Here is a 26,549-nt window from a genome sequence, read left to right as displayed (position 1 = left end):
GTGCGCCGATGCGCAGCATGACCTGGTATGCAAAAGGCGCCCCGAAAGGGCGCCTTTTTCGCGTCTGACGGTCAGGGCGGAGCGGGCCACCAACCGGGGCGGCGCCTATCAGGCGCCCCGGCCGCCGGGATCAGGCCAGCAGGCCCATCTGCGCCGCCATGTCGGCCATCCGATTGGAGAACCCCCATTCATTGTCGTACCAGGCCAGCACCCGCACCATGCGCCCGTCCATGACCCGTGTCTGGTCCAGGGCAAAGCTGGCGGAATGGGGGTCGTGGTTGAAATCAACCGACACCAGCGGCGTGTCGACGATGCCCAGAATACCCTTCAACGGGCCTTCGGCGGCGGCACGCATGGCGGCGTTGATCTCTTCGGCATCGGTGTCGCGCCCGGCCTCGAAGGTCAGATCCACGCAGGAGACATTGGGCGTGGGCACCCGGATCGCCACACCGTCAAGTTTCCCGGCCAGTTCGGGCAGCACCAGCCCCACGGCCTTGGCTGCGCCGGTGGAGGTCGGGATCATCGACATCGCAGCCGCCCGCGCGCGATAGAGATCCTTGTGCCCGGTATCCAGCGTCGGTTGATCGCCGGTATAGGAATGTACCGTGGTCATGAAACCGCGCGTCAGACCCACGGTCTCGTTCAGCACCTTGGCCACCGGGGCCAGGCAATTGGTGGTGCAGGACGCGTTGGAGACGAGGCGATCCCCGGCTTCCAGCGTCTTGTGGTTGACGCCCATGACGGCGGTGCGATCGACGTTCTTGCCAGGGGCCGAAATCAGGACACGCCCGGCGCCCTGGTCCAGGTGCTGTTTGGCCTTCTCGCCATCGGTGAAAATGCCGGTGCATTCCAGCACCACGTCCACGCCCTGCCAATCCAACCCCGAGAGCGCACGTTCAGCCGTGACGCGGATGCGGCCGCGCCCTGCGTCGATCCAGTCGGCACCCTCGCTCACGGTGTGGGGGAACCGCCCGTGCACGCTGTCGTGGCGCAGAAGATGGGCGTTGGTCGTGGTGTCGTAAAGATCGTTGATCGCCACGATGTCCAGATCGTCGCGTCCGCTTTCGTGGATCGCGCGCAGGACATTTCGTCCGATCCGGCCAAAGCCGTTGATGGCGATTGTGGTCATGGGAGCCTCCTTCTGGGGCGCCCCGCAGCGGCCCCGCGTGATACGTTAGCGCTAACTCGCGCGAATGTTAGCGCGAACAAACTGGCTTCGCAAGAGGGTCGCGTGGCGGGGCAGGGTGCTGGCGGCCAAGCGGCAGGGAGACGCCATTCGCACAGGCGGCGCCGGTGGTGACACACAGGCGCAGGCCAAACGGAAAAAGGCGCCGAGGACGAGACCTGGCGCCTTTGAAATGTTCTGCGATCAAGGGGTTACTGCAACCGGCCCAGAGCTGCCGCCACATCCGCCATGCGGCAGGAAAAACCCCATTCGTTGTCGTACCAGGCCAGCACCCGCACCAGCCGCTTGCCCGTCACCTTGGTCTGGTCGGGGGCAAAGATCGACGAATGCTCCGTATGGCAGAAATCGACGGAGACCTTGGGCTCCGGGTCATAGGCCAGGACAGCACCCATGTGGCCGGCGACGGCCTCCCGCACCACTTCGTTCACGTCGGCCTCGGTCACGTCCTTGCCGGCGACAAAGGTCAGGTCCACGGCCGACACGTTCGGCGTCGGCACCCGGATGGCGGAGCCGTCGAGCTTTCCCTTCATCTCCGGCAGGACTTCCCCAAGGGCGCGTGCGGCGCCGGTCGAGGTCGGGATCATCGACATCGCCGCCGCGCGGGCGCGGTACAGATCGCCGTGGCGGCGATCCAGCGTCGGTTGATCCCCGGTGTAGCTGTGAATGGTGGTCATGATGCCGCTGTCGATACCGATGGCGTCGTTCAGCACCTTGACCAGCGGGGCCAGGCAATTGGTGGTGCACGATCCGTTGGAGATCATGGTGTCGCCCTCGGCCAGGTCGCGGTGGTTGACGCCGTAGACGATGGTCTTTTCCACGTTCTTGGCCGGGGCGGAGATCAGCACGGATTTCGCGCCGCGCTCAAGGTGGACGCCGGCCTTGGCGCCGTCATTGAACTGGCCGGTGCATTCCAGCACCACGTCGCAGCCGGACCAGTCCAGTTCGGCGGGATCGTAGGTGGAAAAGACCTGCATCGGGCCGCGCCCGATATCCATCGTGCCATCGCCCAGCCGGACCTCTCCGCCGAACCGGCCGTGCACGCTGTCATAGCGCAGCAGGTGAGCGTTGGTTTCCAGCGGGCCGGTCGCGTTCAGCTTCACCACCTGGACGTCGTTGCGCGCGGCTTCGGCGATATGGGCCAGGGTGCAGCGTCCGATCCGGCCAAATCCGTTGATCCCCAAGGTGACGGTCATGTCGCAAACTCCATCGTGCTGGTTGGCGTGTCTATAGCGGTTGGATGCGGCAAAGATAAGGCTGGATTTTCTTTTTTCTCCAATGTGTTAGCGTTAACTTGGCGGGATGTCTGCATGATTGCGCTAACCGCGCCGATGACCTTGGGAGGGTTCGCGCTAACATCCCCTGGAGGCAGGAGAAAGGGCGCGCAATGACGGATTCGGCGGTATTGGTGGGGCGCATCCTGATCGCGCTGCTGTTCCTTGGCGGGGCGGCGCAGAAGGCCGGTGACCCGGGATCGGTGGTGGAACTGCTGGCGCGATTGGGCTGGCCGGGCTGGTTGGTCTGGCCGGCGCTGATCTGGAACGCGGCGGCCGGGCTGGCACTGGTGCTGGGACTTTGGGTGCGGCCGGTGGCGGCTGCGCTGGCGCTCTATTGCGGCGTGACCTCGGTCTTTCATTTCCTGCCGGAGGATCCGTGGCAGATGACGATCTTCGTCAAGAACTGGGCCATTGCCGGCGGCTGCCTGGTGCTGGCCGCCCATGGATCGGGACGTTTTGCCCTGCGGCCCGACGGCGGCGCTGCGGGTTGAATCCGAGGCTCAAGTCAGCCTGTCACTGCTGCGGGGCGATCCGCACCAGGCGGCCGTTCTGCTGGTCGGTCAGCGCCAGAATGCTGCCGTCGGCATCCACCGCCAGATCGCGGACGCGGCCCAGATCCATCAGCAGCCGTTCCTCGGCCGTGACGCGGCCCTCCGACAGCTCAAGGCGGACGATGCCGCCGGGGTTGAGCGACGAGATGAGCAGATCGCCCGTCCATTCGCCAAATTGCTCGCCCTCATAGACCATCATCCCGGCAGGCGCGATCACCGGATCCCAGAAATAGACCGGCTGTTCCATCCCCTCCTTCTCCGACAGGCCCGCGCCCACGGGGGAGCCGTCGTAGTTCTGGCCATGGGTGATGACGGGCCAGCCGTAGTTCTTTCCGGCCTCGGGGCGGTTCAACTCGTCGCCGCCACGCGGCCCGTGTTCGATGGTCCATAGCGCGCCGTCGATCATCGTGGCGCCCTGGATGTTGCGATGGCCATAGGACCAGATCGTGTCGATGGCGCCCGGCTCGTTGAAAAAGGGATTGTCCTCGGGGGCAGTGCCGTCGCGGGAAAGGCGGATAACCTTGCCGAAGGTGGCGCCCTTCTCCTGGGCCAAGCCGCGCCATTTGCGGGCCGAATGCTCCCCGGTGGTGATGAAGACATGCCCGGCCGTGTCGAACACGATGCGGGAGCCGAAATGCTTGGCCACGTCGGCGGCTGGGGTCTGGACAAAGACCTCCTCCACCTGCGTGAGGGCGCTGAAATCCTCGGCCAGGATGCCACGGGCGGCGGCGGTGACATAGCCATCGCTGGTCCGTTTTGCGTAGCTCCACCAGATTTCGCGGCTTTGCACGAAATCAGGGGCCAGGGCAACGTCCAGTAGACCGCCCTGGTCGCGGGCGGCAACCTGGGGCAGACCGCTGATCGGGTCACTTTGACTGCCGTCCGGGGCAATGTGGCGCATCCGTCCCGCGCGCTCGGTCACCAGGTAGCCGGCGCCGTCGGGCAGAACCTCCATCCCCCAGGGGTGGACCAGCCCATCGGCGATGGTTTCCGTGCGCAGGGCGATGTCACTGACCTCCAGCGGGGCGCGGAACTGCGCGGGGAAAGCCGGGGGCAGGTCGGTGTTGCGCGGCTGGCGGGTGAAGTCCTGTGCGGCAAGGGGCAGTGTCCCCAGCAGGGAGAGGGCGGCGGCGGTCACAAGGGGGCGGCGGGGCATCGGCGGTCCTTTCTGTCATCGTCAGGATCAGAACGCCGAACGGCGGCGCGAAGTTCAATCACGATCGGGTGGGCGCGCGCCGGGGCAGGGGCGCTGCCCGTCGCCACAAGGCCCCGCCGGGAGGTAGCACTTGCCCCACCCGTCAAAAAAAGCCCCGCCAAGGCTGTGCCTGGCGGGGGGAGTACTCGTCACCAAAAACAGATGGGCCCTGACGTACGGATGGCCCTGTCAGAGCAGACCCTTGACCTTCTCCGCCACATTGGCGGCGGTGATCCCGAATTTCTCGTACAGCGTTTCAGCCGGGGCCGAGGCGCCAAAGCCCTCCATCCCGACAAAGGCTGACTTGTGCTCCCGGCCACGTTCGCCCAGCAGCCAGCGGTCCCAACCCTGGCGCACCCCGGCCTCGATCCCCACGCGCACGGACCCGGCGGGCAAGACACGTTTGCGCACCGCTTCGTCCTGCATCTCGAACAGCTCCCAGCAGGGCATGGAGACGACACGGGTGCCGATCCCTTCGGCCTCCAGCAGGGCCTTGGCCTCCATCGCGATGGCGATTTCAGAGCCGGACGCCAGCAGGATCGCCTGGCGCTTCGCCTCGGCCTCCGCCAGCACATAGGCGCCCTGGGCGACCATGTTCTTGGACTTGTAGGTCGTGCGCACCGCCGGTACGCCCTGACGGGTCAGCGACAGGACCGACGGCGTGCCCTTCTGCGACAGGGCCAGTTCCCAGGCCTCGGCGGTTTCGGTCACGTCGGCGGGGCGGAACACCAGCATGTTGGGCGTCGCGCGCAGCATGGCCAGGTGTTCCACCGGCTGGTGGGTCGGGCCGTCTTCGCCCAGGCCGATGCTGTCATGGGTCATGACATAGACCGTGGGCACCTGCATCAGCGCAGACAGACGCATCGCGGGGCGGGCGTAATCGGTGAAACACATGAAGGTGCCGGAATAGGGCCGCAGCCCACCGTGCAGCGCCATGCCGTTCATCGCCGAGGCCATGCCGTGTTCGCGGATACCCCAATGCACGAACCGGCCCTTGCGGTTGTCGACGTCAAAGACGCCCAGATCGGCGGTCTTGGTGTTGTTGGATCCGGTCAGATCGGCCGAGCCGCCGACGGTTTCCGGCAGCACCGGGTTGACCACTTCCAGCACCATTTCGGAGGCCTTGCGGGTCGCGACCTTGGGTTGGCTTTCGGCGACCTGCTTTTTCAGCGCCCGGATGGTGGAGGCGAGTTTCGTCGGCATGTCACCGTCCAGCATCCGGTTGATTTCCGTCTGCTTGCGTTCGGACAGGGCGCCGAAACGGCCCTCCCAGGCGAAACGTGCCTTCGCGCCGCGACGCCCGGCCTCTTCCCACCAATCCTTGATCTCGGCGGGAACCTCGAATGTGGCGGCGTCCCAGCCCCAGGCCGCCTTGGCGGCGCGGTTCTGATCCTCGTTGGTCAGCGCGCCGTGCCCCTTGGAGGTATCCTGCGCGGCGTGGCCCAGGGCGATATGGGTCTTGCAGGCGATCATCGAGGGGCGGTCATCGGCCTTGGCCGCGGTGATCGCAGCGTCGATGGCCGCCGGGTCGTGGCCGTCGATCTCCTGGACATGCCAGTTGGAGGCCTGGAAACGGGCGACCTGGTCGGTATTGTCGGACAGACCCACCTCGCCGTCGATGGTGATGTTGTTGTTGTCCCAGAACACGACCAGCCGCGACAGTTTCTGCCGTCCGGCCAGCGCGATGGCCTCCTGGCTGACACCCTCCATCAGGCAGCCGTCGCCGGCAATGACATAGGTGTGGTGGTCGAACACCTTGGCGCCATGGCGTGCGCGCAGCATTTCCTCCGCCATGGCGAAGCCGACGGAATTGGCAATCCCCTGGCCCAGCGGTCCGGTCGTCGTTTCAATCCCGTTGGCCAGGAAGTTTTCGGGATGGCCGGCGGTGCGGGCGCCCCATTGACGGAAATTGCGCAGTTCCTCGATCGGGAATTGCTCGTCCCCGGTCAGGTGCAACAGGGAATACAGCAACATCGAGCCGTGACCGGCGGACAGGATGAACCGGTCGCGGTCGGGCCAGTTCGGGTGGCTGGCGTCGAATTTCATGTGCTTGCCGAACAGCACGGTGGCCACGTCGGCCATGCCGATCGGCATGCCGGAATGGCCGGAATTCGCGGCGGCAACGGCGTCGAGCGTCAGGGCGCGGATGGCCGTGGCGTGGGACCAATGGTCGGGATGGGCATTGCGCAGGGCGTCGATATCCACGGGGACACTCCTTCTTTCACGGGCATTCACGGGCGGCGGGCCCGTGTTGTGCGGTGCCTGCGCTCTTACCAACCCCACCGCGAAAGGCAAGCGACCATCGGGCAAAACCCTGCCGGTGAGAGCGGTTCAACGGTCGGCCGGAAGGAATGGGGTGGAAGTGCGAGAGCCCGCCATCGCGCCCTTGGCCGGCCCGGCGTCTGGGCCCGTGATTGGGATTTCCAGCGCGATTGGCTACACTTGAGGAACGGACCGTAAGCTATTTGATTCGCTGGATCGGTTCCGCTTTGGCGCGGGCTGCGCTAAAGGTCGTGTCGGACCCGGCGGTTCGTGCGGTTGTACGCGCGGATGCGGATCGGTTTGGTTTGGGTTGTGGCCCCTGTTACGGGTCGGCCCGGCATGAGGGGCAGAAAGGCACCGGATGAGCGAGGCACTGGATGAATTGCAGCGCCGCCTGACAGCGGCAATGGACGAGATTGCGGCGGGGGTGGACCGCTTGGACCGCCCGCAGGCGGAGCCTGTAGTCGAAGAGGCGCCCGGCACGCCCGTCGCCGATCCCGAAGAGATCGCCCGGCTGACCGCTGCGCTGGATGACGAGCGCGTCGTCAATGCCCAGTTGCAGGAACGGGTGCGCGCCATCAAGTCGCGCCAGAACGACCGCATCGTCGCGCTGGAACAGGCGGAGGCCGATCATCGCCTGATGATGGAGAAACTGGACACCGCCGTCGTCCGCCTGCGCCGCGTCAACAACGAGTTGCGCGAAACCGTGCGTGCCCTCCGGGAGGCCAATGCCGAAGGGCTGGTGGAGCCTGAGCTGATCGACCGCGCGATGCTGGCCGAACTCGAAGGGTTGCGGGCCGATCATGCCGCCAGCCAGTCCGAAGCGTTGGCGATCAAGACGGAATTGCAGACCCTGCTGGCCGATGATGCACAGGCCGCAGCGATCGGGGAGGACGGATAATGCCCGAAGTCGTGATCAGGGTCGGCGGCCGCAGTTTCGACGTGGCCTGCCAGGAAGGCGAGGAGCATTTCCTGCAATCCGCCGCGGCCATTCTGGACCGGGAGGCCTCGGCCGTGGTGGAGGCGACGGGGCGCATCCCCGAGGGGCGGATGCTGCTGATGGCCGGGCTGATGCTGGCTGACCGTGCCGCCGGAAGCGAGGACCGCCTGCGCGCCGCCGAGGAACAGCTGGACGCCCTGCACCGGGAGGTCGAGCGGCTGCGCAACCTTCCCCCGCCCGAGCCTGAGCGGATCGAGGTGCCGGTGGTGCCCGCCAGCGTGACCGACACGCTGGCCGAACTGGCCGCCCGGGCGGAAAGCCTGGCGGCAGATGTCACGGAAAAGGCCCGCGAACGGGAAGATTGATCGCGGCTGCCGCGTCTCGGCTCGGCAGGGCCGGGAAGCTTGAAAGCGGAGAAAGCATCGGTTGTGACGGTGTGGATCAGGACCGCCCTGACGGGCGGTGCGCTCCGCGCGGTGGTATTTCTGCCCGAAGGGGGCAGAATCCGGGCATGACGGGGCAGGGCAGCGCAGCGTGCGATCGGTTGGGGCCGCATTCGGTCGGATCCTTGTCCCGAAACCACGGGGCGACCAGCTGCACGACATGAGAAAGGCCCCATGGAAAGCGCCACGGGGCCTTGTTCATAGTGTTGCGCTTCGGCTTAGCCGTTGGCGGCGCGGATCTTTTCCGCGGCATCCTTGTCGAAGGTGACGCTGTTCTGTTCGAACAGGGTGTCGAGCTCCCCGGACAGCGTCATCTCGGTGATGATGTCGCAGCCGCCGACGAACTCGCCCTTGACGTAAAGCTGCGGGATTGTCGGCCAATCGGAATAATCCTTGATCCCCTGGCGCAGGGTCTCGTCCGCCAGGACGTTCACATCCTTGAAATCGACGCCCATGTAATTCAGTACCCCGGCCACGCGGGAGGAGAAGCCGCATTGCGGCATTTCCTTGGTGCCCTTCATGTAGAGCACGACGTCATTGGATTTCACCACCTCGTCGATGGCGGTCTTTGCATCAGTCATCTTTATCCCCTTTTCGTGGCCCGGATCCGGGCTTTTGCTGGGTCGTCCGGTCTATTTGCGGGCGATCGTTCGGATGGGCAAGGGCGGTCAGGGCGCGCGCGTTGTCAGGGCCAGCGCGTGCAATTCCCCCTGAGAACCATCCATCTTGCCCTTCAGCGCGGCATAGACGGCGCGTTGTTGCTGTACCCGGTTCATGCCGCGAAAGCTCTCGTCGATCACCGTGGCGGCGAAATGGGCGCCGTCGTCGCCCTGAACCTCGACCTGGGCGTCAGGGAAGCCTGCGCGGATGAGGGTTTCGATTTCCTTGGCGTCGATGGGCATGGTCGGGCTCCGGTGTTGATGGGACAGATGTAGAACCCCGCCCGGCCCACTGCAAGGGCCGGACCGGGGCGGGGTGCGGCACCGCAGCGCCGGACGGGGTGTCGCGGCGGGCTTTTAGCCGAAGGTTTCGCCGAACGCGCCGCGATAGAGGGCCGACAGTTCCTCCAGCGGGGCGGAGACGCCGCCCAGGGTCACGTCGCTGCCGCCAAAGCTGCCGACGGTCAGCAACGGCACTCCGGCCCGGCCTGCGGCGACCATCAAGGCCTCGGCCTGGTCGAAATTGCACGCGATCAGGTAGCGCGCCTGATCCTCGCCATAAAGCGTCGGCTGGTCGCTGACGTCGATGGTGACACCCACGCCGCCGGCCTCTGCCATCTCGAAGGCGGCCAGCGCCAGCCCGCCGTCGGACAGATCGGTACAGGCGCGGATGAAGTCGCGGTTCTCGCGGATGAAATCGCCGTTGCGCTTTTCTGCGGCCAGATCGACGGGCGGGGCATCGCCTTCCACCCGGTTGAAGACGGTGGCCAGCAGGGCGGATTGGCCCAGATGGCCCAGCGTCTCGCCGACCAGAAGGGCGACATGGCCGTCGCGGGCGGCACCGGTGATGGCGGTTTGCGCATCCTCGATCAGGCCGACGGCGCCAATGGTGGGTGTGGGCAGGATCGCCTGGCCATCCGTCTCGTTGTAGAGCGAGACATTGCCCGACACGATGGGCATATCCAGCGCGGAGACCGCCGCGCCGATGCCCTGAAGGGCGCCGACGAACTGGCCCATGATCTCCGGCTTTTCGGGATTGCCGAAATTCAGGTTGTCGGTGGTGGCCAGGGGCAGGGCGCCGGTGGCGGTCAGGTTGCGATAGGCCTCGGCCACTGCTTGCTTGCCCCCTTCGACGGGGTTGGCGGCAACGTAGCGCGGTGTCACGTCGGAGGTGAAGGCCAGCGCCTTGGAGGTGCCATGCACCCGGATCAGCCCGGCGCCCAGCCCCGGGCCCTGGATCGTGTCGGCCATCACCATGGTGTCGTATTGCTGGTACACCCACTGGCGCGAGCAATAGTTCACATTGCCGATCAGCATCTTCAGCGCGTCGATCGGATCGGCGGCGGCGATGTCCTCCAGCGGGGCGGCAGGGGGCGTGGGTTCCCACGGGCGGTCATATTCGGGCGCCTTGCCCGACAGGGCGCGCAGGGGCAGGTCCGCCATGACCTTGCCCTTGTGTTCGATGATGAAACGGTCCTCGGCGATGGTTTCGCCGACGATGGCGAAATCCAGATCCCACTTGTCAAAGACGGCCTTGGCCTCGGCCTCCTTTTCCGGGCGCAGGACCATCAGCATCCGCTCCTGGCTTTCGGAAAGCATCATTTCGTAGGCGGTCATGCCCGCCTCGCGGCAGGGAACGGCATCCAGGGTCAGGCGCACGCCCAGTTCGCCCTTGTCGCCCATCTCCACGGCGGAACAGGTCAGCCCGGCGGCGCCCATGTCCTGGATGGAGATCACGGCGCCGGTCTGCATCAGCTCCAGCGTGGCCTCCATCAGCCGTTTTTCGGTAAAGGGGTCACCGACCTGCACGGTGGGGCGCTTTTCCTCGATCGTGTCGTCGAATTCGGCGGAGGCCATGGTCGCCCCGCCCACGCCATCGCGGCCCGTCTTGGCGCCCAGATAGACCACCGGCATGCCCACGCCCGAGGCGGCGGAATAGAAGATCTTGTCGGCATCGGCGAGACCGGCGGCAAAGGCGTTGACCAGGCAATTGCCGTTATAGGCGGGATCGAACCGGACTTCGCCGCCCACGGTGGGCACGCCAAAGCAATTTCCGTAGCCGCCCACACCCTCGACCACGCCATGCACCAGTTGCCGGGTCTTGGGGTGGTCCTTTTCCCCGAAGGACAGCGAGTTCATCGCTGCCACGGGCCGCGCACCCATGGTGAAGACGTCGCGCAGGATGCCACCCACGCCGGTCGCGGCGCCCTGATAGGGTTCGATATAGGAGGGGTGGTTGTGGCTTTCCATCTTGAACACCACCGCCTGACCGTCGCCAATATCGACGATGCCCGCGTTCTCTCCGGGGCCGCAGATCACCTGCGGGCCGGTAGTGGGCAGGGTGCGCAGCCATTTCTTGGAGGACTTGTAGGAACAATGCTCGTTCCACATGGCCGAGAAGATCCCCAGCTCGGTAAATGTGGGCGCCCGGTTCAGGATTCGCAGGATCTCGGAATATTCGTCGGGCTTGATCCCGTGGCTTTCGATCAGCTCGTCGGTAATGGCCGGTTCCTGCATGTGTTCCACCATGTTTTCCCTCGTGCGGATGGCGCCCAAAGCGCATTTGCGCCCCCTTTACGACGTTGGCGAAGCCGGGGAAAGGGCCGCACATGCCGCAACCCGGCGCGGCGCGTGAAAAAGGGCGGTCCGGGCGCGGAGATGACGACGCGGTTCGCGCAGGCCGGCGGCGCATGAAAAAAGGCCGGGGCGCACAGAATGACGCCCCGGCCCGGATGGTGCGAGGCGGGCCGTGACGGCCCGGACCTCTGTCATTGGGTGGCTCAGTCAGCCACGGCGCTGGCGTCCAGCCCGGCGATCTGACTGTACTGGTGTTTGAACTCGACGGAGCCGATGGGCAGCATGATCTCGGAATCGGCCGAGCTTGCGGCGCCCATGCGGATCAGGAATTCGTCATCATCCAGCCCCAGCGTCTGGTCCAGAGAGATCACGGCGGTCTGCGTCGTGCCATCGGTATAGACACGGTCCACCGTACCAACGCTCACGCCGTCGGAGGTGCGGACGTCATTGCCGATCCATGCGTTCTGCGTGTCTTCGGTCGCGCCGTCGATCCAATCGTCCAGGCTGTCGGTCTTGCCCAGGGTGTAGTCGTCCATCGCCTCGGGGGCGGTGTCGCCTGCGGCCAGTTCTTCAGCGGGAACGCCGTCGGGGTTGTCCTGCTTGACGGCTTCGGCCTCGGCCTTGGCGCCCTGGTCGGTCAGTTCGGAATAGTTCGAATCTGCGGCCTGGTTCAGCTCTTCGGCGGGAACGCCGCTGACGTTGTCTTCGCTCTTGATCTGCTCCTGCGCGGCGACCGGCAGGGCCAGAAGGGCGGCGGTGGAAACGGAGGCGAGCATCGTCTTGAAGGTCATGTGACTTTCCTTTCTCTGTCGTTTTGCCGCGTCTGCCCATCGGCGTCGCGGCGTTGGAGTGACAATGCGGGGTCAGAGGGAAAGGTTCCGAAAATTCCGCGGCAGGTTATCGGCCAGCCCGGTCAGTTCCGCGCGGCGGGCGGTGCCGCACAGGGGGCGCAGTCCAAGGCGCATCGCCGGGAAAACGAGCGCCCCCTCCACCTGCGGGACGCGTGCGCGGTCGCGTCCGTGTCGAGTCATTTCCACACTCATGAGGAGAGCCGCAGCGCAGCACAGCCCGCAAGCGTGTTCGGGCACCGGGCGCAAGCCAAAAAAAAGGCCGAGCTATAAAAGCTCGGCCAAGTCCAACAGGGAGGTATGAAGATGATGCAAAATTCATCGCATCACCGTCGAGAGCTGACCTAAGCGTCGAAGTTGAATCGATCAAGGCACAAATTGCCGCAGCAGCATCATGCCCGCTATGCGCTAGTGGCATGTCTGGCACGGCAGGGTCCGGGAGGCACCGCGCAGGGCACGCGGAAATGCCATGGCTAGGGGGCACCAACGTGCCAGGGACCGCCCTGGGCAATGGTCGCGAAAGCTGCGCAAACAGCCCTGTGGCGGTGGGTCTGGCACGGGGGCCGGAGGGTCGGGGCAGCGCAGGCGTCAGCGGGACTAGTCGTCGTCGCCCTGCTGTTCCCTGATCCGCTTGCGGTGGGTTGTCACCTCGGTGTGGATGAAATCGCGGAAAGCGGCAATCCGCTTGGAATGGCGCAATTCTTCAGGGAAGGCGAGGAACACGGGCACCTCGTTGCTCTCGATATCGGGCAACACGCGTTCCAGTTCGGGAAAGTTCTCCGTCAGGTAGTCGGGCAAGACCCCGATGCCCAGGTCGTGGATCACGCCTTGCAGCACGCCGAAGTAATTGTTCACCGTCAGAAGTGACGGAATGTCATGGGTCATCAGCTGGCCGACCATCGTGGCGCCCGCAGCCACCTGGGCCGAGGCCGGATTCTGGCAGATCAGCCGGTGATTGTGGATGTCCTCGATCCGTTCGGGGCGGCCGTGCCGGTCCAGGTACTCCGGGCTGGCATAACAGCGCATCCGCACCGACATCAGCCGTTTGCGGATCAGGTCCGCCTGGCTGGGTTCCTTCATGCGGATGGCGACGTCGGCCTCGCGCATCGGCAGATCCAGCACACGTTCCTCCAGCATCAGGTCGATCTTCAGATTGGGGAAGCGTTCGTACAGTTTGGGCAGACGCGGCGCCAGCCAGAGCGAGCCGAAGCCCGTGGTGGTGGTCACCCGCAATTCGCCGAACACTTCCTCCTCACTGTCGCGGATGCGTGCGGTGGCGGTGTCCAGGCGCTTGATCATCGCCTTGGTCGCGTCGAACAGCAGTTCGCCCTGTTCGGTGAGAATCAGCCCCCGTGCGTGGCGGTGAAACAGGGTGGCATTCAGGCTTTCCTCCAGCCCCCTGATTTGTCGCGACACGGCGGATTGCGACAGGTGCAGCACCTCACCCGCATGGGTCAGGCTGCCCGCATCCGCGACCGCGTGAAAGATTCTGAGCTTGTCCCAATCCATCTTGGCAAGTTTCCGAAATGTGTTCCGCCCGACACCGACTTTTTCCGTCTCCTAAACTGAACCAGGCCGGACGGCAAAGTCGAAAGAAAAATTTTCTATGAAAGGTCACCATTAGTGACCTATCATTCGCCCTATATATAGGCACGAGGGGGAGGAACTCATGACCAGCAACGCAATCACGCTAGAAGATCGGTTCGACCTGACGAAATCGCCGGTTCTGTTGAACGGGACACAGGCGCTGGTGCGCCTGATGCTGACGCAGAATGCGCGCGACCGTGCCGCCGGGCTGAATACCGCCGGTTACGTGACCGGCTACCGGGGCTCTCCGCTGGGCGCGGTGGACTTGCAGATGGCCCGCGCGGCCAAGCATCTGGCCGGGGCGAACGTCACCTTTCACGAAGGTTTGAACGAGGATCTCGCCGCGACCGCCCTGTGGGGGGCGCAACAGGCCGAAATGCGGGGCGAGGGCAAGTATGATGGCGTCTTTGGCCTGTGGTACGGCAAGGGGCCGGGGGTGGACCGGTCCGGGGACGTGATGCGCCATGCCAACATGGCGGGCACCTCGGCCCATGGCGGGGTGCTGATGGCCATGGGCGACGACCACACCGGCGAAAGCTCCACGGTGCTGCACCAATCCGAATGGGCATTGGTGGATGCCTACATGCCCGTGGTCAGCCCCGCGGGCGTGCAGGAGATCATCGACCTGGGCGTCTATGGCTATGCGCTGTCACGCTATTCCGGGCTGTGGGTCGGGCTGAAGACGATGAAGGACACGGTGGAGGCGACATCGGTGGTGGACGGCGATCCGCACCGGATGAAGCTGCTGATGCCGCAGGATCACGCGCTGCCGCCGGGCGGGCTGAACATCCGGCTGGGGGATACTCCGACGGAGCAGGAAGCCCGGATGATCGATCACAAACGCTTTGCGGCCGAGGCCTTTGCCCGCGCCAACGGCATCGACAAGCGCGTCTGGGGCAAGCCCGGCGCCAAGATCGGCTTTGTCGCGGCGGGCAAGAACTGGCTGGATCTGCAACACGCCCTGTCCCTGCTGAATATCGACGAAGCGGAGGCGGAGCGGCTGGGCCTAACCACCTACAAGGTGGCGCAGGTCTTCCCGCTGGACATGCGCGGCTTTCACGACTGGGCCGAGGGGCTGGACCTGATCGTTGTGGTGGAAGAAAAGCGCAAGCTGATCGAGGTGCAGGTGAAGGAGGCGATCTTTGACGATCGTCGCGGGCGCCGGGTCTATGGCTGGCACAAGGGCGGCGGCGCCGGGTCCATGCACGGGCCGGAACTGTTCCAGACCAAGGGCGCGCTGGATCCGATCCTGATTGCCGAACGACTGGGCGCCATCCTGATCGAAGAGGGCCGGGAGACGGACCGGATCAAGGCCGGGCTGGGCGCCTTGGCAGAGGTGCGGCGCAACGACAACGTGCAGGATATCGCGGCGCGGCTGCCCTATTTCTGCTCGGGCTGTCCGCACAACAGCTCGACCAAGGTGCCCGAAGGCTCCCGCGCCTATGCCGGGATCGGCTGTCACTACATGGTGCAATGGATGGACCGGGAGACCCAGGGGTTCACGCACATGGGCGCCGAAGGGGCCAACTGGATCGGGGAGGCGCCGTTTTCCACCCGCGATCACGTCTTCCAGAATCTGGGCGACGGCACCTACAACCATTCCGGGGTTCAGGCGATCCGCGCGGCGCTCGCCGCAGGGACGAACATCACCTACAAGATCCTGTTCAACGACGCCGTCGCCATGACCGGCGGCCAGAAGAACGAGGGCGGGTTGACCCCCGACCGCATCGCGCGGGAGCTGGACGCCATGGGCGTCGGCAAGATCGCCGTGGTCTATGACGAGAAGGAAGAACCCCGGCAGGAGGATTTCCCGAAATCCGTGGGCTGGCACGAACGCCGCGACATGGAGGCGGTGCAGAAACAGATGCGGGACGTCGCGGGCGTGTCGGCCATCATCTACGTCCAGACCTGCGCCGCCGAAAAGCGCCGCCGCCGCAAGCGCGGGCAATTCCCCGACCCGGACAAGCGCGTGTTCATCAACACCGACGTCTGCGAGGGCTGCGGCGATTGCGGCGTGCAATCCAACTGCGTTTCCATCGTGCCGGTCGAAACCGAACTGGGCCGCAAACGCGCGATCGACCAATCCTCCTGCAACAAGGATTTCTCCTGTCTCAAGGGGTTCTGCCCATCCTTTGTCACGCTGGAGGGTGCCACCCCGCGCAAGGAGACGGCGGAAACGGCGCAGCTGGAGCTGCCCGATCTGCCGCAGCCCGACCTGCCCGCGATCGACGGCACCCATAACATCGTGATCACCGGCGTCGGTGGCACGGGCGTCGTCACTATCGGCGCTGTTCTGGCCCAGGCCGCGCAGATCGACGGCAAGGGCGCCGGCATGATGGAGATGGCGGGCCTCGCCCAGAAGGGCGGCGCGGTGCATATCCACCTGCGCCTTGCCAACCGGCCGGAGGACATCACCGCCATTCGCGTGGCCACGGGCGAGGCCCATGCCCTGATCGGGGGGGATCTGGTTGTCTCGGCCGGGGCCAAGACGCTGGGCCTGACACGGCAGGGCCGCACCGGCGGTGTGGTCAACAGCCACGAGATCATCACCGGCGATTTCACCCGTGACACGGAATTCGCGCTGCCCGCCGACCGGCTGGCGTTGCAATTGCAGGCCCGGATGAAGGAGGACGTGGTGCTGTTCGACGCCTCCGACCTGGCCAAGGTGGCGATGGGCGATTCGATCTATTCCAACATGATGATCCTCGGCGGCGCCTGGCAGCGCGGGCTGCTCCCGCTGTCCTTTGATGCGATCCGCCGCGCGGTGGAGCTGAACGGGCAGGCGGTGGACCGGAACCTGCGCGCCTTCGACATCGGTCGCTGGGCGGTGCTGCACCCCGAGGAGGCCGCCCGCCTGACTGCGCCGGCGGAAAACGTCGTTGCGCTGCCCAGGTCGCTGGAAGAGCGGATCGCGTATCGCGCCGATCATCTGGCGGCCTACCAGTCCCGGCGGCTGGCGAAACGCTATCGCAAGATGGTCGACAGATTCACCGATCCGGCGCTGAAGGAGGCCGTCGCCAAGGGCTATCACAAGGTTCTTGCCTACAAGGATGAATACGAGGTCGCCCGCCTGTTGCTGACCACCCGTGCCAAGGCGCAGGAGCAGTTCGGCGGCGACTTCAAGATGTCCTACCACATGGCGCCCCCGGTGATCGAAAAGACCGGCAGCGACGGGCGCCCGGTGAAACGGCAGTTCGGCGAATGGATGCGCCTGCCGCTGTCGGTGATGGCCCGGATGAAGATGTTGCGCGGCACGCCGCTGGATCCGTTCGGACGAACGGCCGAACGGCGGATGGAACGCGCCTTGATCGCGCAATACGAGGCAGATGCGGAAACGCTTCTGACCACAGGGCCCGAACAGCACGATACCGCCGTGGCCCTGGCGGAACTGCCCTTGTCGATCCGCGGCTTCGGCCCGGTCAAGGCCACGAACGAGGCCAAGGCCGCGAAACAACGGGAGGCCTTGCTGGCCGTGCTGCGCGATGGAACCCGCGCGCAGGCTGCGGAGTAGACAGGACAGGAACGCTTCGCTACTGGTTTCCTGTCCCGGCCCCGTTTTGCGGTCGGGACGGGACGGAATACCGAGAATGGCAACAGAAACAATTCCTTCGGGCGGACGCCCCTCGTCACGGCGCCACATCGCTCGCGATCTCTCCTACGCCCATAGCGCGGCGTCCAAGGGCGGGCGTGCCCTGATCCGGGTGATGGAAAACGTCACCGGACGCCCGACGTTGATCCGCCGCGCCGACGGTTATGATCGGGAGGTCGCGGCCGGCCGGGACTTCTGGTCGGTGATGCTCGAACGTTATATGCTCAGCCTGGAGGTGGTGGGCGGCAGCCTGGACAACATCCCGGACAAGGGGCCATTGATCCTGATCGCCAACCATCCCTACGGCGTGCTGGACGGGCTGATGATGGGCCATATCCTGCACCAGCGGCGCGGCGATTTCCGCATCCTGGCCAACCGCGTCTTTCGCAAGTCCGAGGATCTGAACCGCGTGATCCTGCCCATCTCCTTTGACGAGACGCGCGCGGCCCAGCAGGAGAATATCCAGACCCGCAAGGAGTGCATCCGCTACCTGTCAGAGGGCGGCGCCATCGGCATCTTTCCCGGTGGTACCGTCTCCACCGGGCTGAAGCCGTTTTCCCAGCCGATGGATCCGGGCTGGCGCGGCTTTACCGCCCGGATGATCGCCAAGTCCGACGCCACGGTGGTGCCGGTGTTCTTTGCCGGGCGCACCTCGCGGCTGTTTCAACTGGCGTCGCATCTGCATTCGAACCTGCGCATGGGCCTGTTGCTCAAGGAGTTCCGCGCCCGTATCGGCACCCCGGTGCAGATCGCCGTGGGCGCACCGATCCCGCGCAGCACGCTGGACCAGTTTTCCGGCGATACGAAGGGGATGATGGATTTCCTGCGCAAGGCGACGTATGACCTGTCTCCGGAGCCGTTGAAAAACTACGGCTACGGGTTCGAATTCGAACAGAAGCACAGGTCGTAACAGGCGCGGGCAGGGCGGCAGGATGGCAGTAGGAATTTTCGATTCGGGGCTGGGTGGGCTGACGGTGCTGGACGCCTGTCAGAAGCGCCTGCCGGAGGTACCCTTTGTCTATCTGGGCGACAATGCGCATACGCCTTATGGCGTGCGCGATGCCGATGACATCTACGACCTGACCACCCGCTGCACCGACCGGCTGTTCCAGGCCGGGTGCGATCTGGTAATCCTGGCCTGCAACACCGCCTCTGCCGCAGCCCTGCGCCGGATGCAGGAGGCCTGGATTCCCGAAGGGAAGCGGGTGCTGGGCGTCTTTGTCCCGCTGATCGAGGCGCTGACCGAACGGCAATGGGGCGACAATTCCCCGCCGCGTGAAGTGGCGGTCAAACATGTCGCGCTGTTCGCTACGCCGGCCACCGTCGCGTCGCGCGCATTTCAGCGCGAACTGGCCTTCCGTGCTATCGGTGTCGATGTGGAGGCACAGGCCTGCGGTGGGGTGGTGGATGCCATCGAAGAGGGCGACATGATCCTGGCAGAGGCACTGGTGCGGTCCCATGTCGCCGCGCTGAAACGCAAGATGCCCACGCCCGAGGCGGCGATCCTGGGCTGCACCCATTATCCGCTGGTGCAGGAGGTGTTTCAGGATGCCCTTGGCCCCGATGTCGCGGTCTATTCGCAGGCGGATCTGGTGGCGGCCTCGCTTGCCGATTACCTGGACCGCTACCCGGACCGGCGTGGTCCGGGCGAGGTGCCGATGTTCCTGACCACCGGCGACCCGGCGCGGGTGTCGGTCCATGCGACACAGTTCCTGCGACGAAAGATCGACTTCTACGCCGCCTGACCAGGGGTGCGCCGCGAAACTCGGTCGCAGGGCACAGCCCGCGCAAATCCGTCATACTACCGGGACCGGGATCACCCGCGCCCGAGGGAAAGGGCCAGATTATGGCAAAGCAGATCGCAATCATCGGTGCCTCCGGCTATACCGGGGCAGAACTTATCCGCCTTATCGCCTCTCATCCCGGGATGGAGGTGGCCGCGCTGGCCGCCAATTCCAAGGCCGGGATGGACATGGCGGCCGTGTTCCCGTTCCTCCGTCACCTGGACCTGCCGGACCTCGTGACCTGGGAGGACATCGATTTTGACCGGATCGACCTGGCGTTTTGCGCCCTGCCGCACAAGACCTCGCAGGAGGTGATCTCCCAACTGCCGCGCGGATTGAAGATCGTCGATCTCTCCGCCGATTTCCGGCTGCGCGATCCCGAAGAGTACCGGAAATGGTACGGCAATCCACATGCCGCCGTCGACATGCAGGAGGAGGCCGTCTACGGCCTGACCGAATTCTACCGCGATCAGATCGCCGGCGCGCGGCTGGTGGCGGGCACGGGCTGCAACGCGGCCACCGGGCAATTCACCCTGCGCCCGCTGATCGCCGCCGGAGTGATCGGTCTGGACGACATCATCCTGGACATGAAATGCGCTGTCTCCGGTGCAGGCCGGTCGCTGAAGGAAAACCTGCTGCACGCCGAATTGTCCGAGGGCTACAACGCCTATGCCGTCGGTGGCACGCATCGGCACCTGGGCGAGTTCGACCAGGAATTCAGCGCCCTTGCCGGGCGGCCGGTTCGGATTCAGTTCACGCCGCACCTGGTACCGGTCAATCGCGGCATCCTGTCCACGGCCTATGTCAGCGGTCAGGCACAAGCGGTGCATGACGCGCTGTCCGCAGCCTATTCGGACGAACCCTTTGTCGAGGTTCTGCCGTTCGGGGAAACCCCCTCCACCCACCATGTGCGGGGATCGAACTTCGTGCATATCGGTGTGGCCGGCGACCGGATCGAGGGGCGCGCCATCGTCGTCACCGCGCTGGACAACCTGTGCAAGGGCTCCAGCGGGCAGGCGGTGCAGAATGCCAACCTGATGCTGGGCCTGCCCGAAACCCAGGGGCTGATGATGGCCCCGCTGTTCCCGTGAGGGCGGCATGAAAAGCCTGAAGAAACAGCGCCGGATCCAGGTCATCGTGCTGGCTTTTGCTGCGCTGGCGCTGTCCACGGCGCTGATTGGCTACGCGATGCGGGACGGGATCAACTACTTCCGCTCGCCCAGCCAGGTGGCCGAGGCTCCGCCCGCGGCGGGGGAGACCTTTCGCCTTGGCGGACTTGTGGAGGACGGATCGCTGTTGCGCGCGGGCGACCGGGCAGAGTTCCGGGTGACTGATGGCGGTGCGGCGATTCCGGTGGTCTTCTCCGGCATCCTGCCCGACCTTTTTGCAGAGAACCAAGGCATGATCGGCACCGGAAGATACATCAACGGTGTCTTTGAAGCCTCTGAAATTCTTGCCAAACATGATGAGACCTACATGCCCAAGGAGGTCATGGACGCGCTCAAGGAGCAGGGCGTCTACCAGGCACCGGACGCCGGGGGTACGGGCGGTTAACCCGCGCGGCGCAGTCTGACCGCATCGCACAGGATGCAGGAGAGACGCGCCATGCCACTGGATGTCCGCACCATCGCCGAGGAAATCGTCAACCGCGAGGGCGGTTACGTCAACGATCCCGACGATCCCGGCGGTGCCACCAAATATGGCGTCACGCTGGCCGCCCTGCGCGGCCTGGCGCGGGACCTTACCGGCGACGGCCGGGTCGATCACGCGGATCTGCTGGCGCTGAACCGTGATCAGGCGGTGGGGATCTTTCTTGAACATTATTTCCACGCGCCGGGTCTGGACGCACTGCCGCAGGTGCTGTGGGACAGTATCTTCGACATGCAGGTGAACGCGGGCAACCGCGCGGTGAAGCTTTTGCAACAGGTACTGCGGCGGATGGGGTGGCCGTTGGCCATCGACGGACGTGTCGGGCCGCGCACCATCGCCGCCGCCGGGCAGGCGGCCGAGGCCGCGCCGCAACAGCTGCGCGACGCTTATGCCATCGCCCGGCGCAACTTCTACTTCCGCCTCGCCGATCGGCGCCCGGCCAGCCGCAAATTTGCCCGCACCCGCGCTGGCAGCAAAGGCGGCTGGATCCTGCGGGCGGAGACCTTCATGTCCGAGAAATATCACCTGAGCGATGCGGATTTCCGGGAGCGCACGGCCCATTGGGCGGAGCGTGCCGAATGATTGCTCCGGTTTTCGATCTGCTGTTCGGGTCGGGCCGCAACGTGGTTCGCGATACGGTCGAGGTTTTCTCCCAGAACGCCGAGGGCGCCGCGCGCCGCGACCAGGCGCGGCTGGAGGCGGCGCTGGCCCAGCACGGGCTGGAATTCCGCGACCGCCGGTCCCGGTTCGATCGGGTGATGGATGCGATCAACCGTCTGCCGCGTCCGGCGCTGGCCCTGGGCACGCTGGGCCTGTTCGGTGCCGCGATGGTCGATCCGGTCTGGTTTGCCGCCCGGATGCAGGGGATCGCCCTTGTGCCGGACCCGCTTTGGTGGCTGCTGGGCGCGATCGTGTCGTTCTATTTCGGCGCCCGTCACCAAGCGAAATCGCAGGGGTTTCAACGCGATGTCGCCCGTACCCTCGCACAGCTGCCGGGCGTCACCCGCAACCTGCGGGCGTTGGAGACTGGCGCGGGCGCCACCGCGTCGGAGGTCGAGGGGCGCGCTGGCACCGACCCCAATCCCGCCATCGTCGATTGGCAACGCGCCCGCGACGAACGCTGATCCGGCCCAGGCCTCGGGTGGCCGTCCCTGATCCCCCAGGATCCGCCCTGCTCAGGGCGACAAGCGGCCCGAGCCGCGACAATGTGATCACCCCTGGCGGGCCATTTCGATTGGCCCGCCGCTGCGGGGCATCTATAACCGGGGCATGTTGACCGAACTTGGCCATTTCGCCCTGATCCTTGCCTTTGCCGTGGCGCTGTTCCAGACCCTTGTGCCGCTGGTGGGTGCGCATCTGCACCGCCCGGGGTGGATGGCGGCGGGCAGCGCGGCGGCCAGTGTGCAATTCCTGCTGCTGGCCTTTGCCTTCGCGGCACTGACTCATGCCTTCGTGACCTCCGACTTCTCGGTCCGGCTGGTGATGCAGAACTCCCATTCGCTGAAGCCGATGCTTTACAAAGTGACGGGGGTCTGGGGGAATCACGAGGGCTCCATGCTGTTGTGGTGCCTGATCCTGGCGCTGTTCGGCGCTTCGGCCGCGTGGTTCGGCGGCGCGCTGCCCCCCCGGTTGAAGGCGCGGGTGCTGGCGGTGCAGGGCGGGGTTGGCGTGGCCTTCCTTGCGTTCCTGATCTTCACCTCGAACCCGTTCCTGCGGCTGGCGCGGCCGCCCTTTGACGGGCAGGATCTGAACCCGTTGCTGCAAGATCCCGGCCTGGCCTTTCATCCGCCGTTTCTCTACCTTGGCTACGTGGGCCTTTCGATGGCGTTTTCCTTTGCCGTCGCCGCCCTGATCGAAGGCCACGTCGATGCGGCCTGGGGTCGCTGGGTGCGGCCCTGGACGCTGGCGGCGTGGATCTTCCTGACCATCGGCATCGGCCTGGGATCGTGGTGGGCCTATTACGAATTGGGCTGGGGCGGGTTCTGGTTCTGGGACCCTGTGGAAAACGCCTCCTTCATGCCCTGGCTGATCTCGGCGGCGCTGCTGCATTCGGCCGTCGTGGTGGAAAAACGCGAAAGCCTGAAAAGCTGGACCATCCTTCTGGCCATCATCGCCTTCGGCTTTTCCCTCGTGGGGGCCTTCATCACGCGGTCCGGGGTGCTGACCTCGGTCCATGCCTTCGCGACGGATCCGGAGCGGGGCGTCTTCCTTTTGGCGATCACCGTGGTGCTGACGGGCGGGGCACTGACCCTGTTTGCCGCGCGCGCCGAGGCGCTGTCCTCCAAGGGTGTGTTCTCTCTCGTCAGTCGCGAAAGTGGTCTGGTGCTGAACAATGTGCTTCTGGCGGTCTCGGCCTTTGTCGTCTTTGTCGGGACGGTCTGGCCGCTGGTGTCCGAGCTGGCGTTCGATCGCAAATTGTCCGTCGGGGCACCGTTTTTCAACATGGCCTTCACACCTTTCATGATTGCCCTGGGGCTGGTGCTGCCAGTGGGGGCGATGCTGCCGTGGAAACGGGCCAAGGTCGGGCGTGTTCTGCGACAATTGATGCCTGCGGCCGGGCTGGCGGTCGCAATCGGCGCGGCGGTCTGGGCGCTTGGCACCGGGCGCACGGCCGGCGGGCCACTGGGGCTGGCTCTGGGCGCCTGGCTGGTGGCGGGCTCTGCCGTGGACCTGTGGTCGCGCACCGGGCGCAGCGGTGCGGCGCGGCTGCTGCGGCTGCCCCGCGCCGATTGGGGGAAGGCCGTGGCTCATGCGGGACTGGGCGTCACCATTGCGGGCATCGCCGGGATGCTTGCCTGGGAAAGCGAGGATATCCGCATCGTCCGCTCCGGCGATACGGTGACTTTGGCAGGCTATGCCGTCACCCTGAACAGCGTGGCGGAGACGCAGGGCCCGAACTACCTGTCCACCATGGCCGACGTGACCTTGGCGGATGCGGATAGCGGGGACCGGATTGCCACGCTCTACCCTGAGAAACGGGTGTATCCGGTGGCCGGGATGCCGACCACGGAGGCGGCGATCGACAACGGGTTCCTGCGAGACGTCTACGTGGTGATCGGTGACCCGCAGGAGGGCGGTGGCTGGGCCTTGCGGACCCATGTCAAACCGTTGGCCAACTGGATCTGGGGCGGCTCCATCCTGATGGCTCTGGGCGGCGCGCTGTCATTGAGCGACCGCCGTCACCGGGTGGCGGCTGGCGCTAGACGGGGCTCTGCCGCGGGGGTGCCGGCGGAATGAAACGGCTGGTTTTGTTCCTTCTGCTGCTGCTGGTGCCGCTGTCCACCCCGGCGCTGGCCGTGCAGCCGGATGAGGTTCTGCCCGACGCGGCGCTGGAGACACGGGCCCGTGAAATCTCCAAAGGGTTGCGCTGCCTGGTCTGCCGCAACGAGAATATCGACGACAGCAATGCAGAGCTGGCCCGCGACCTGCGCCTGCTGGTGCGCGAACGGCTGGTCGCTGGGGATACGGATGCGCAGGTGGTGGATTTCGTGGTCGATCGCTACGGCGAATATGTGCTGCTGCAACCACGGCTTGGCGGTTCGACCTGGGTGTTGTGGGCGGCAGGCCCGGTGATGCTGCTGCTGGCGCTTGGCGCCGGTGGGCTGTTCATCCGCCGCCGGTCTCGCGCTACGGGCGGCTCTGATCCCTTGAACGCGGAAGAGCAGGCCAGGCTGCGCGAAATACTGGACCGATGACGCCCCGTTCCGGTTTACCTGGCGGCGGCGTCGGGGTCTGCTGACGGACAAATCGCCACATCGGCGACGTGACGACGAGGAGAGGCGCCATGAACTACGACACCATCACTCTGGACATTGCCGACAGCGGTATCGCGGTGATCACCCTGAACCGGCCCGACGTTATGAACGCGCTGAACACCCAGATGCGGGCGGAACTTACCGATGCCGTGCGCCGCGCCGGGGCGGAGGCACGGGTGATCGTTCTGACAGCACAGGGCCGGGCTTTCTGCTCGGGCCAGGACCTGACCGACCGGCGCGATGTGTCCAACCCTGATCTGGAACGCACGCTGCGCGACGAATACCAGCCGATGATCCGCGCCATCGTCGACAGCCCCGTGCCCACCATCGCCGCCGTCAACGGTGCCGCCGCCGGGGCCGGGGCCAACCTTGCGCTGTGCTGCGATGTGGTGATTGCGGCGGAAAGCGCCTATTTCCTTCAGGCGTTCAGCCGGATCGGCTTGATCCCCGACGCGGGTGGCACCTGGACCATGCCGCGGCTGATGGGCCAGGCCAAGGCGATGGGCGCGGCGCTGTTCGCCGACAAGATCAGCGCCCGCCAGGCCGATGAATGGGGGCTGATCTGGGAGGCGGTCGCCGACGACAGCTTTGCCGACCGCTGGCAGGCGCGCGCGCTGCACCTGGCCAAGGGGCCGACGCTGGCCTACCGCCATATCCGCGAATCGATCCGGGGAAGCTGGGAAAACACGCTGGCCGCGCAGCTTGATGATGAAGGCAAGCGCCAGGGAGATTGCGGTCAATCCCGCGATTTCAAGGAAGGCGTGGTCGCTTTCCTTGAAAAACGCCCGCCGCATTTCGAAGGGCGCTGACCGCGCCGCAGGGGCATCCGGGGCGATCCCTGTCCGTCCTCTGATCCGGAACGAAAAACGGCAGGCCCCAGGGCCTGCCGTTTGCATTTTCCGGAAGGTGGTCCCGCCTTAGCGGTTTTCCACATCCACGTAATCGCGGGCACCGGCACCGGTGTACAGCTGGCGCGGGCGGCCGATCTTCATCGCCGGATCCTCGATCATCTCTTTCCACTGCGAGATCCAGCCGATGGTTCGCGACATGGCGAAGATCGGGGTGAACATCGCGGTGGGGAAGCCCATCGCCTCGAGGATGATGCCGGAATAGAAATCGACATTCGGGAACAGCTTCTTGTCGACGAAGTAATCGTCCTGAAGCGCCTGTTTCTCCAGCTCTTTTGCCACCTGTAGGGTCGGGTTGTCCTCGATCCCCAGCAGGTCCAGAACCTCGTCCGCGCTTTCCTTCATGACCTTCGCCCGGGGGTCGAAGTTCTTGTAGACGCGGTGACCAAAGCCCATCAGGCGGAAGGGATCGTTCTTGTCCTTGGCACGGCGGATGTATTCGGGGATCTGGTCGACGGTCCCGATTTCGCGCAGCATTTCAAGGCAGGCCTGGTTGGCGCCACCATGGGCCGGACCCCAGAGACAGGCGATGCCCGCCGCGATACAGGCAAAGGGGTTCGCCCCGGAGGACGACGCCAGCCGCACCGTGGAGGTGGAGGCGTTCTGCTCGTGATCCGCATGCAGCGTGAAGATCCGGTCCATCGCGCGGCTCAGCACCGGGTTGGGGGTGTAATCCTCGGCCGGAACGGCAAAGCACATGCGCAGGAAGTTGGACGCATAGTCCAGATCGTTGCGCGGATACACGAAGGGCTGGCCGATCGTGTACTTGTAGGCCATCGCGGCGATCGTCGGCATCTTGGCGATCAACCGGATGGAGGCCACTTCGCGCTGCCAGGGATCGGAGATATCGGTGCTGTCGTGGTAGAAGGCCGACATGGCGCCGACCACGCCCACCATGATCGCCATCGGATGCGCATCGCGGCGGAACCCGGTGAAGAAACGGTGCATCTGTTCATGCACCATGGTGTGATTGGTCACGCGGCTTTCGAAATCTTCCAGCTGCGCGGGGGAGGGGAGTTCACCATACAGCAGCAGGTAGCACACTTCCAGATAATGCGATTTGCTGGCCAGCTGGTCGATCGGGTAGCCGCGGTGCAGCAGCTCGCCCTTGTCGCCGTCGATAAAGGTGATCTCGCTGTCGCACGAAGCGGTGGAGGTGAAGCCCGGATCATAGGTGAACACATCCGCCTGCGCGTAAAGCTTGCGGATATCGATCACGTCGGGGCCTTCGGTCGGGGACAGGATCGGCAGCTCGTAATTTGCGCCTCCGATCGTCAGGGTTGCCGTTTTGTTCGCGTCTGCCATGAAATCAAACCTTCCTTCGTTCCCGCGCCTTGGGCC

23 protein-coding genes are annotated in these 26,549 nt (G+C 65.4%); 13 read left to right on the top strand and 10 right to left on the bottom strand.

Annotated features, from left to right (window positions below):
* Nucleotides 1-130 precede the first annotated feature (130 nt).
* Nucleotides 131-1,129, bottom strand: a complete 999-nt coding sequence (gene gap / locus G5A46_RS14395) for a type I glyceraldehyde-3-phosphate dehydrogenase (protein WP_163850454.1) — start codon at nt 1,127-1,129, stop codon at nt 131-133.
* A gap of 248 nt (nt 1,130-1,377) precedes the next feature.
* Complete coding sequence (gene gap / locus G5A46_RS14390) at nt 1,378-2,379, bottom strand: type I glyceraldehyde-3-phosphate dehydrogenase (protein WP_163850453.1); 1,002 nt, start codon at nt 2,377-2,379, stop codon at nt 1,378-1,380.
* Nucleotides 2,380-2,570: 191 nt separating this feature from the next.
* Between gap (G5A46_RS14390) and G5A46_RS14385 the strand changes: the two genes are divergently transcribed.
* Nucleotides 2,571-2,951: a DoxX family protein gene (locus G5A46_RS14385; protein ID WP_163850451.1), complete on the top strand. Its 381-nt coding sequence runs from the start codon at nt 2,571-2,573 to the stop codon at nt 2,949-2,951.
* A gap of 22 nt (nt 2,952-2,973) precedes the next feature.
* Here G5A46_RS14385 and G5A46_RS14380 read toward each other — a convergent pair whose 3' ends face one another.
* Together G5A46_RS14380 and tkt are read right to left on the bottom strand one after the other, a co-directional pair.
* Nucleotides 2,974-4,167, bottom strand: coding sequence for a PQQ-dependent sugar dehydrogenase (locus tag G5A46_RS14380; RefSeq protein WP_163850449.1), 1,194 nt, complete (start codon nt 4,165-4,167; stop codon nt 2,974-2,976).
* Between the two features lie 228 nt (nt 4,168-4,395).
* Entirely contained in the window at nt 4,396-6,411 is a 2,016-nt protein-coding gene (gene tkt / locus G5A46_RS14375; protein WP_163850447.1) for a transketolase, read from the bottom strand.
* Nucleotides 6,412-6,829: 418 nt separating this feature from the next.
* On the opposite strand from tkt, the gene G5A46_RS14370 reads away from it, so the two are divergent.
* Together G5A46_RS14370 and G5A46_RS14365 are read left to right on the top strand one after the other, a co-directional pair.
* Nucleotides 6,830-7,369: a hypothetical protein gene (locus G5A46_RS14370; protein WP_163850445.1), complete on the top strand. Its 540-nt coding sequence runs from the start codon at nt 6,830-6,832 to the stop codon at nt 7,367-7,369.
* Nucleotides 7,369-7,773 (top strand): cell division protein ZapA, encoded by a 405-nt coding sequence (locus G5A46_RS14365; protein ID WP_163850444.1) that lies wholly within the window; start codon nt 7,369-7,371, stop codon nt 7,771-7,773. Before G5A46_RS14370 ends, G5A46_RS14365 begins: the two co-directional genes overlap by 1 nt.
* Nucleotides 7,774-8,069: 296 nt before the next feature.
* Here the strand turns inward: G5A46_RS14365 and grxD are convergent, their stop codons facing one another.
* From grxD to G5A46_RS14340, 5 genes are all read right to left on the bottom strand, one after another.
* The gene (grxD, locus tag G5A46_RS14360) at nt 8,070-8,432 is read right to left on the bottom strand and encodes a Grx4 family monothiol glutaredoxin (protein ID WP_163850442.1); all 363 of its coding nucleotides are present in this window, start codon (nt 8,430-8,432) and stop codon (nt 8,070-8,072) included.
* An 87-nt stretch (nt 8,433-8,519) separates the two neighbouring features.
* A complete protein-coding gene (locus G5A46_RS14355; RefSeq protein WP_163850439.1) occupies nt 8,520-8,753 on the bottom strand; it encodes a BolA/IbaG family iron-sulfur metabolism protein in 234 nt (77 codons plus the stop codon).
* A 114-nt stretch (nt 8,754-8,867) separates the two neighbouring features.
* Nucleotides 8,868-11,027: a phosphoribosylformylglycinamidine synthase subunit PurL gene (gene purL / locus G5A46_RS14350; protein WP_163851154.1), complete on the bottom strand. Its 2,160-nt coding sequence runs from the start codon at nt 11,025-11,027 to the stop codon at nt 8,868-8,870.
* Between the two features lie 263 nt (nt 11,028-11,290).
* The gene (locus G5A46_RS14345) at nt 11,291-11,878 is read right to left on the bottom strand and encodes a PRC-barrel domain-containing protein (RefSeq protein WP_163850437.1); all 588 of its coding nucleotides are present in this window, start codon (nt 11,876-11,878) and stop codon (nt 11,291-11,293) included.
* A 654-nt stretch (nt 11,879-12,532) separates the two neighbouring features.
* On the bottom strand, nt 12,533-13,444 hold the full coding sequence (locus tag G5A46_RS14340) for a LysR family transcriptional regulator (RefSeq protein WP_163850435.1): 912 nt from the start codon (nt 13,442-13,444) through the stop codon (nt 12,533-12,535).
* Between the two features lie 160 nt (nt 13,445-13,604).
* Here G5A46_RS14340 and G5A46_RS14335 point away from each other — a divergent pair, with 160 nt between their 5' ends.
* The 10 genes from G5A46_RS14335 to G5A46_RS14290 all read left to right on the top strand — a co-directional run bounded on the left by G5A46_RS14335 (nt 13,605) and on the right by G5A46_RS14290 (nt 25,109).
* Nucleotides 13,605-17,033, top strand: a complete 3,429-nt coding sequence (locus G5A46_RS14335) for an indolepyruvate ferredoxin oxidoreductase family protein (protein WP_163850433.1) — start codon at nt 13,605-13,607, stop codon at nt 17,031-17,033.
* A gap of 76 nt (nt 17,034-17,109) precedes the next feature.
* The gene (locus G5A46_RS14330; RefSeq protein ID WP_163850431.1) at nt 17,110-18,021 is read left to right on the top strand and encodes a lysophospholipid acyltransferase family protein; all 912 of its coding nucleotides are present in this window, start codon (nt 17,110-17,112) and stop codon (nt 18,019-18,021) included.
* Nucleotides 18,022-18,043: 22 nt separating this feature from the next.
* Nucleotides 18,044-18,856, top strand: a complete 813-nt coding sequence (locus G5A46_RS14325; RefSeq protein WP_163850429.1) for a glutamate racemase — start codon at nt 18,044-18,046, stop codon at nt 18,854-18,856.
* 101 nt (nt 18,857-18,957) lie between these two features.
* A complete protein-coding gene (gene argC / locus G5A46_RS14320; RefSeq protein WP_163850427.1) occupies nt 18,958-19,986 on the top strand; it encodes an N-acetyl-gamma-glutamyl-phosphate reductase in 1,029 nt (342 codons plus the stop codon).
* Nucleotides 19,987-19,993: 7 nt separating this feature from the next.
* Nucleotides 19,994-20,449 carry a cytochrome c maturation protein CcmE gene (gene ccmE / locus G5A46_RS14315; protein ID WP_163850425.1) on the top strand — a complete coding sequence of 152 codons (456 nt, stop codon included), beginning with the start codon at nt 19,994-19,996 and terminating at the stop codon, nt 20,447-20,449.
* A 51-nt stretch (nt 20,450-20,500) separates the two neighbouring features.
* A complete protein-coding gene (locus tag G5A46_RS14310; protein ID WP_163850423.1) occupies nt 20,501-21,127 on the top strand; it encodes a holin-associated N-acetylmuramidase in 627 nt (208 codons plus the stop codon).
* A complete protein-coding gene (locus tag G5A46_RS14305) occupies nt 21,124-21,669 on the top strand; it encodes a holin family protein (RefSeq protein WP_163850422.1) in 546 nt (181 codons plus the stop codon). The genes G5A46_RS14310 and G5A46_RS14305 overlap by 4 nt, the downstream gene beginning before the upstream one ends.
* A 145-nt stretch (nt 21,670-21,814) precedes the next feature.
* Entirely contained in the window at nt 21,815-23,782 is a 1,968-nt protein-coding gene (locus G5A46_RS14300) for a heme lyase CcmF/NrfE family subunit (RefSeq protein WP_163850420.1), read from the top strand.
* On the top strand, nt 23,779-24,240 hold the full coding sequence (locus tag G5A46_RS14295) for a cytochrome c-type biogenesis protein (RefSeq protein WP_163850417.1): 462 nt from the start codon (nt 23,779-23,781) through the stop codon (nt 24,238-24,240). The genes G5A46_RS14300 and G5A46_RS14295 overlap by 4 nt, the downstream gene beginning before the upstream one ends.
* Nucleotides 24,241-24,329: 89 nt before the next feature.
* Complete coding sequence (locus tag G5A46_RS14290) at nt 24,330-25,109, top strand: enoyl-CoA hydratase-related protein (RefSeq protein WP_163850415.1); 780 nt, start codon at nt 24,330-24,332, stop codon at nt 25,107-25,109.
* Between the two features lie 108 nt (nt 25,110-25,217).
* On the opposite strand, the gene gltA is transcribed toward G5A46_RS14290, so the two are convergent.
* Complete coding sequence (gltA, locus tag G5A46_RS14285; protein WP_163850413.1) at nt 25,218-26,513, bottom strand: citrate synthase; 1,296 nt, start codon at nt 26,511-26,513, stop codon at nt 25,218-25,220.
* Nucleotides 26,514-26,549 lie beyond the last annotated feature (36 nt).

The organism is Pseudooceanicola aestuarii, from assembly GCF_010614805.1.
GTDB lineage: Bacteria > Pseudomonadota > Alphaproteobacteria > Rhodobacterales > Rhodobacteraceae > Pseudooceanicola > Pseudooceanicola aestuarii.
The sequence above is the reverse complement of the archived record's forward strand: the minus strand, read 5'-3'. Positions and strand labels throughout refer to the sequence as shown.

What these genes read in the sequence shown, in the direction of transcription:
- gap (WP_163850454.1), bottom strand. Translation starts at nt 1,129, where the DNA reads ATGACCACAATCGCCATCAACGGCTTTGGCCGGATCGGACGAAATGTC.
- gap (WP_163850453.1), bottom strand. Translation starts at nt 2,379, where the DNA reads ATGACCGTCACCTTGGGGATCAACGGATTTGGCCGGATCGGACGCTGC.
- G5A46_RS14385 (WP_163850451.1), top strand. Translation starts at nt 2,571, where the DNA reads ATGACGGATTCGGCGGTATTGGTGGGGCGCATCCTGATCGCGCTGCTG.
- G5A46_RS14380 (WP_163850449.1), bottom strand. Translation starts at nt 4,167, where the DNA reads ATGCCCCGCCGCCCCCTTGTGACCGCCGCCGCCCTCTCCCTGCTGGGG.
- G5A46_RS14370 (WP_163850445.1), top strand. Translation starts at nt 6,830, where the DNA reads ATGAGCGAGGCACTGGATGAATTGCAGCGCCGCCTGACAGCGGCAATG.
- G5A46_RS14365 (WP_163850444.1), top strand. Translation starts at nt 7,369, where the DNA reads ATGCCCGAAGTCGTGATCAGGGTCGGCGGCCGCAGTTTCGACGTGGCC.
- grxD (WP_163850442.1), bottom strand. Translation starts at nt 8,432, where the DNA reads ATGACTGATGCAAAGACCGCCATCGACGAGGTGGTGAAATCCAATGAC.
- G5A46_RS14355 (WP_163850439.1), bottom strand. Translation starts at nt 8,753, where the DNA reads ATGCCCATCGACGCCAAGGAAATCGAAACCCTCATCCGCGCAGGCTTC.
- purL (WP_163851154.1), bottom strand. Translation starts at nt 11,027, where the DNA reads ATGCAGGAACCGGCCATTACCGACGAGCTGATCGAAAGCCACGGGATC.
- G5A46_RS14345 (WP_163850437.1), bottom strand. Translation starts at nt 11,878, where the DNA reads ATGACCTTCAAGACGATGCTCGCCTCCGTTTCCACCGCCGCCCTTCTG.
- G5A46_RS14340 (WP_163850435.1), bottom strand. Translation starts at nt 13,444, where the DNA reads ATGGATTGGGACAAGCTCAGAATCTTTCACGCGGTCGCGGATGCGGGC.
- G5A46_RS14335 (WP_163850433.1), top strand. Translation starts at nt 13,605, where the DNA reads ATGACCAGCAACGCAATCACGCTAGAAGATCGGTTCGACCTGACGAAA.
- G5A46_RS14330 (WP_163850431.1), top strand. Translation starts at nt 17,110, where the DNA reads ATGGCAACAGAAACAATTCCTTCGGGCGGACGCCCCTCGTCACGGCGC.
- G5A46_RS14325 (WP_163850429.1), top strand. Translation starts at nt 18,044, where the DNA reads ATGGCAGTAGGAATTTTCGATTCGGGGCTGGGTGGGCTGACGGTGCTG.
- argC (WP_163850427.1), top strand. Translation starts at nt 18,958, where the DNA reads ATGGCAAAGCAGATCGCAATCATCGGTGCCTCCGGCTATACCGGGGCA.
- ccmE (WP_163850425.1), top strand. Translation starts at nt 19,994, where the DNA reads ATGAAAAGCCTGAAGAAACAGCGCCGGATCCAGGTCATCGTGCTGGCT.
- G5A46_RS14310 (WP_163850423.1), top strand. Translation starts at nt 20,501, where the DNA reads ATGCCACTGGATGTCCGCACCATCGCCGAGGAAATCGTCAACCGCGAG.
- G5A46_RS14305 (WP_163850422.1), top strand. Translation starts at nt 21,124, where the DNA reads ATGATTGCTCCGGTTTTCGATCTGCTGTTCGGGTCGGGCCGCAACGTG.
- G5A46_RS14300 (WP_163850420.1), top strand. Translation starts at nt 21,815, where the DNA reads ATGTTGACCGAACTTGGCCATTTCGCCCTGATCCTTGCCTTTGCCGTG.
- G5A46_RS14295 (WP_163850417.1), top strand. Translation starts at nt 23,779, where the DNA reads ATGAAACGGCTGGTTTTGTTCCTTCTGCTGCTGCTGGTGCCGCTGTCC.
- G5A46_RS14290 (WP_163850415.1), top strand. Translation starts at nt 24,330, where the DNA reads ATGAACTACGACACCATCACTCTGGACATTGCCGACAGCGGTATCGCG.
- gltA (WP_163850413.1), bottom strand. Translation starts at nt 26,513, where the DNA reads ATGGCAGACGCGAACAAAACGGCAACCCTGACGATCGGAGGCGCAAAT.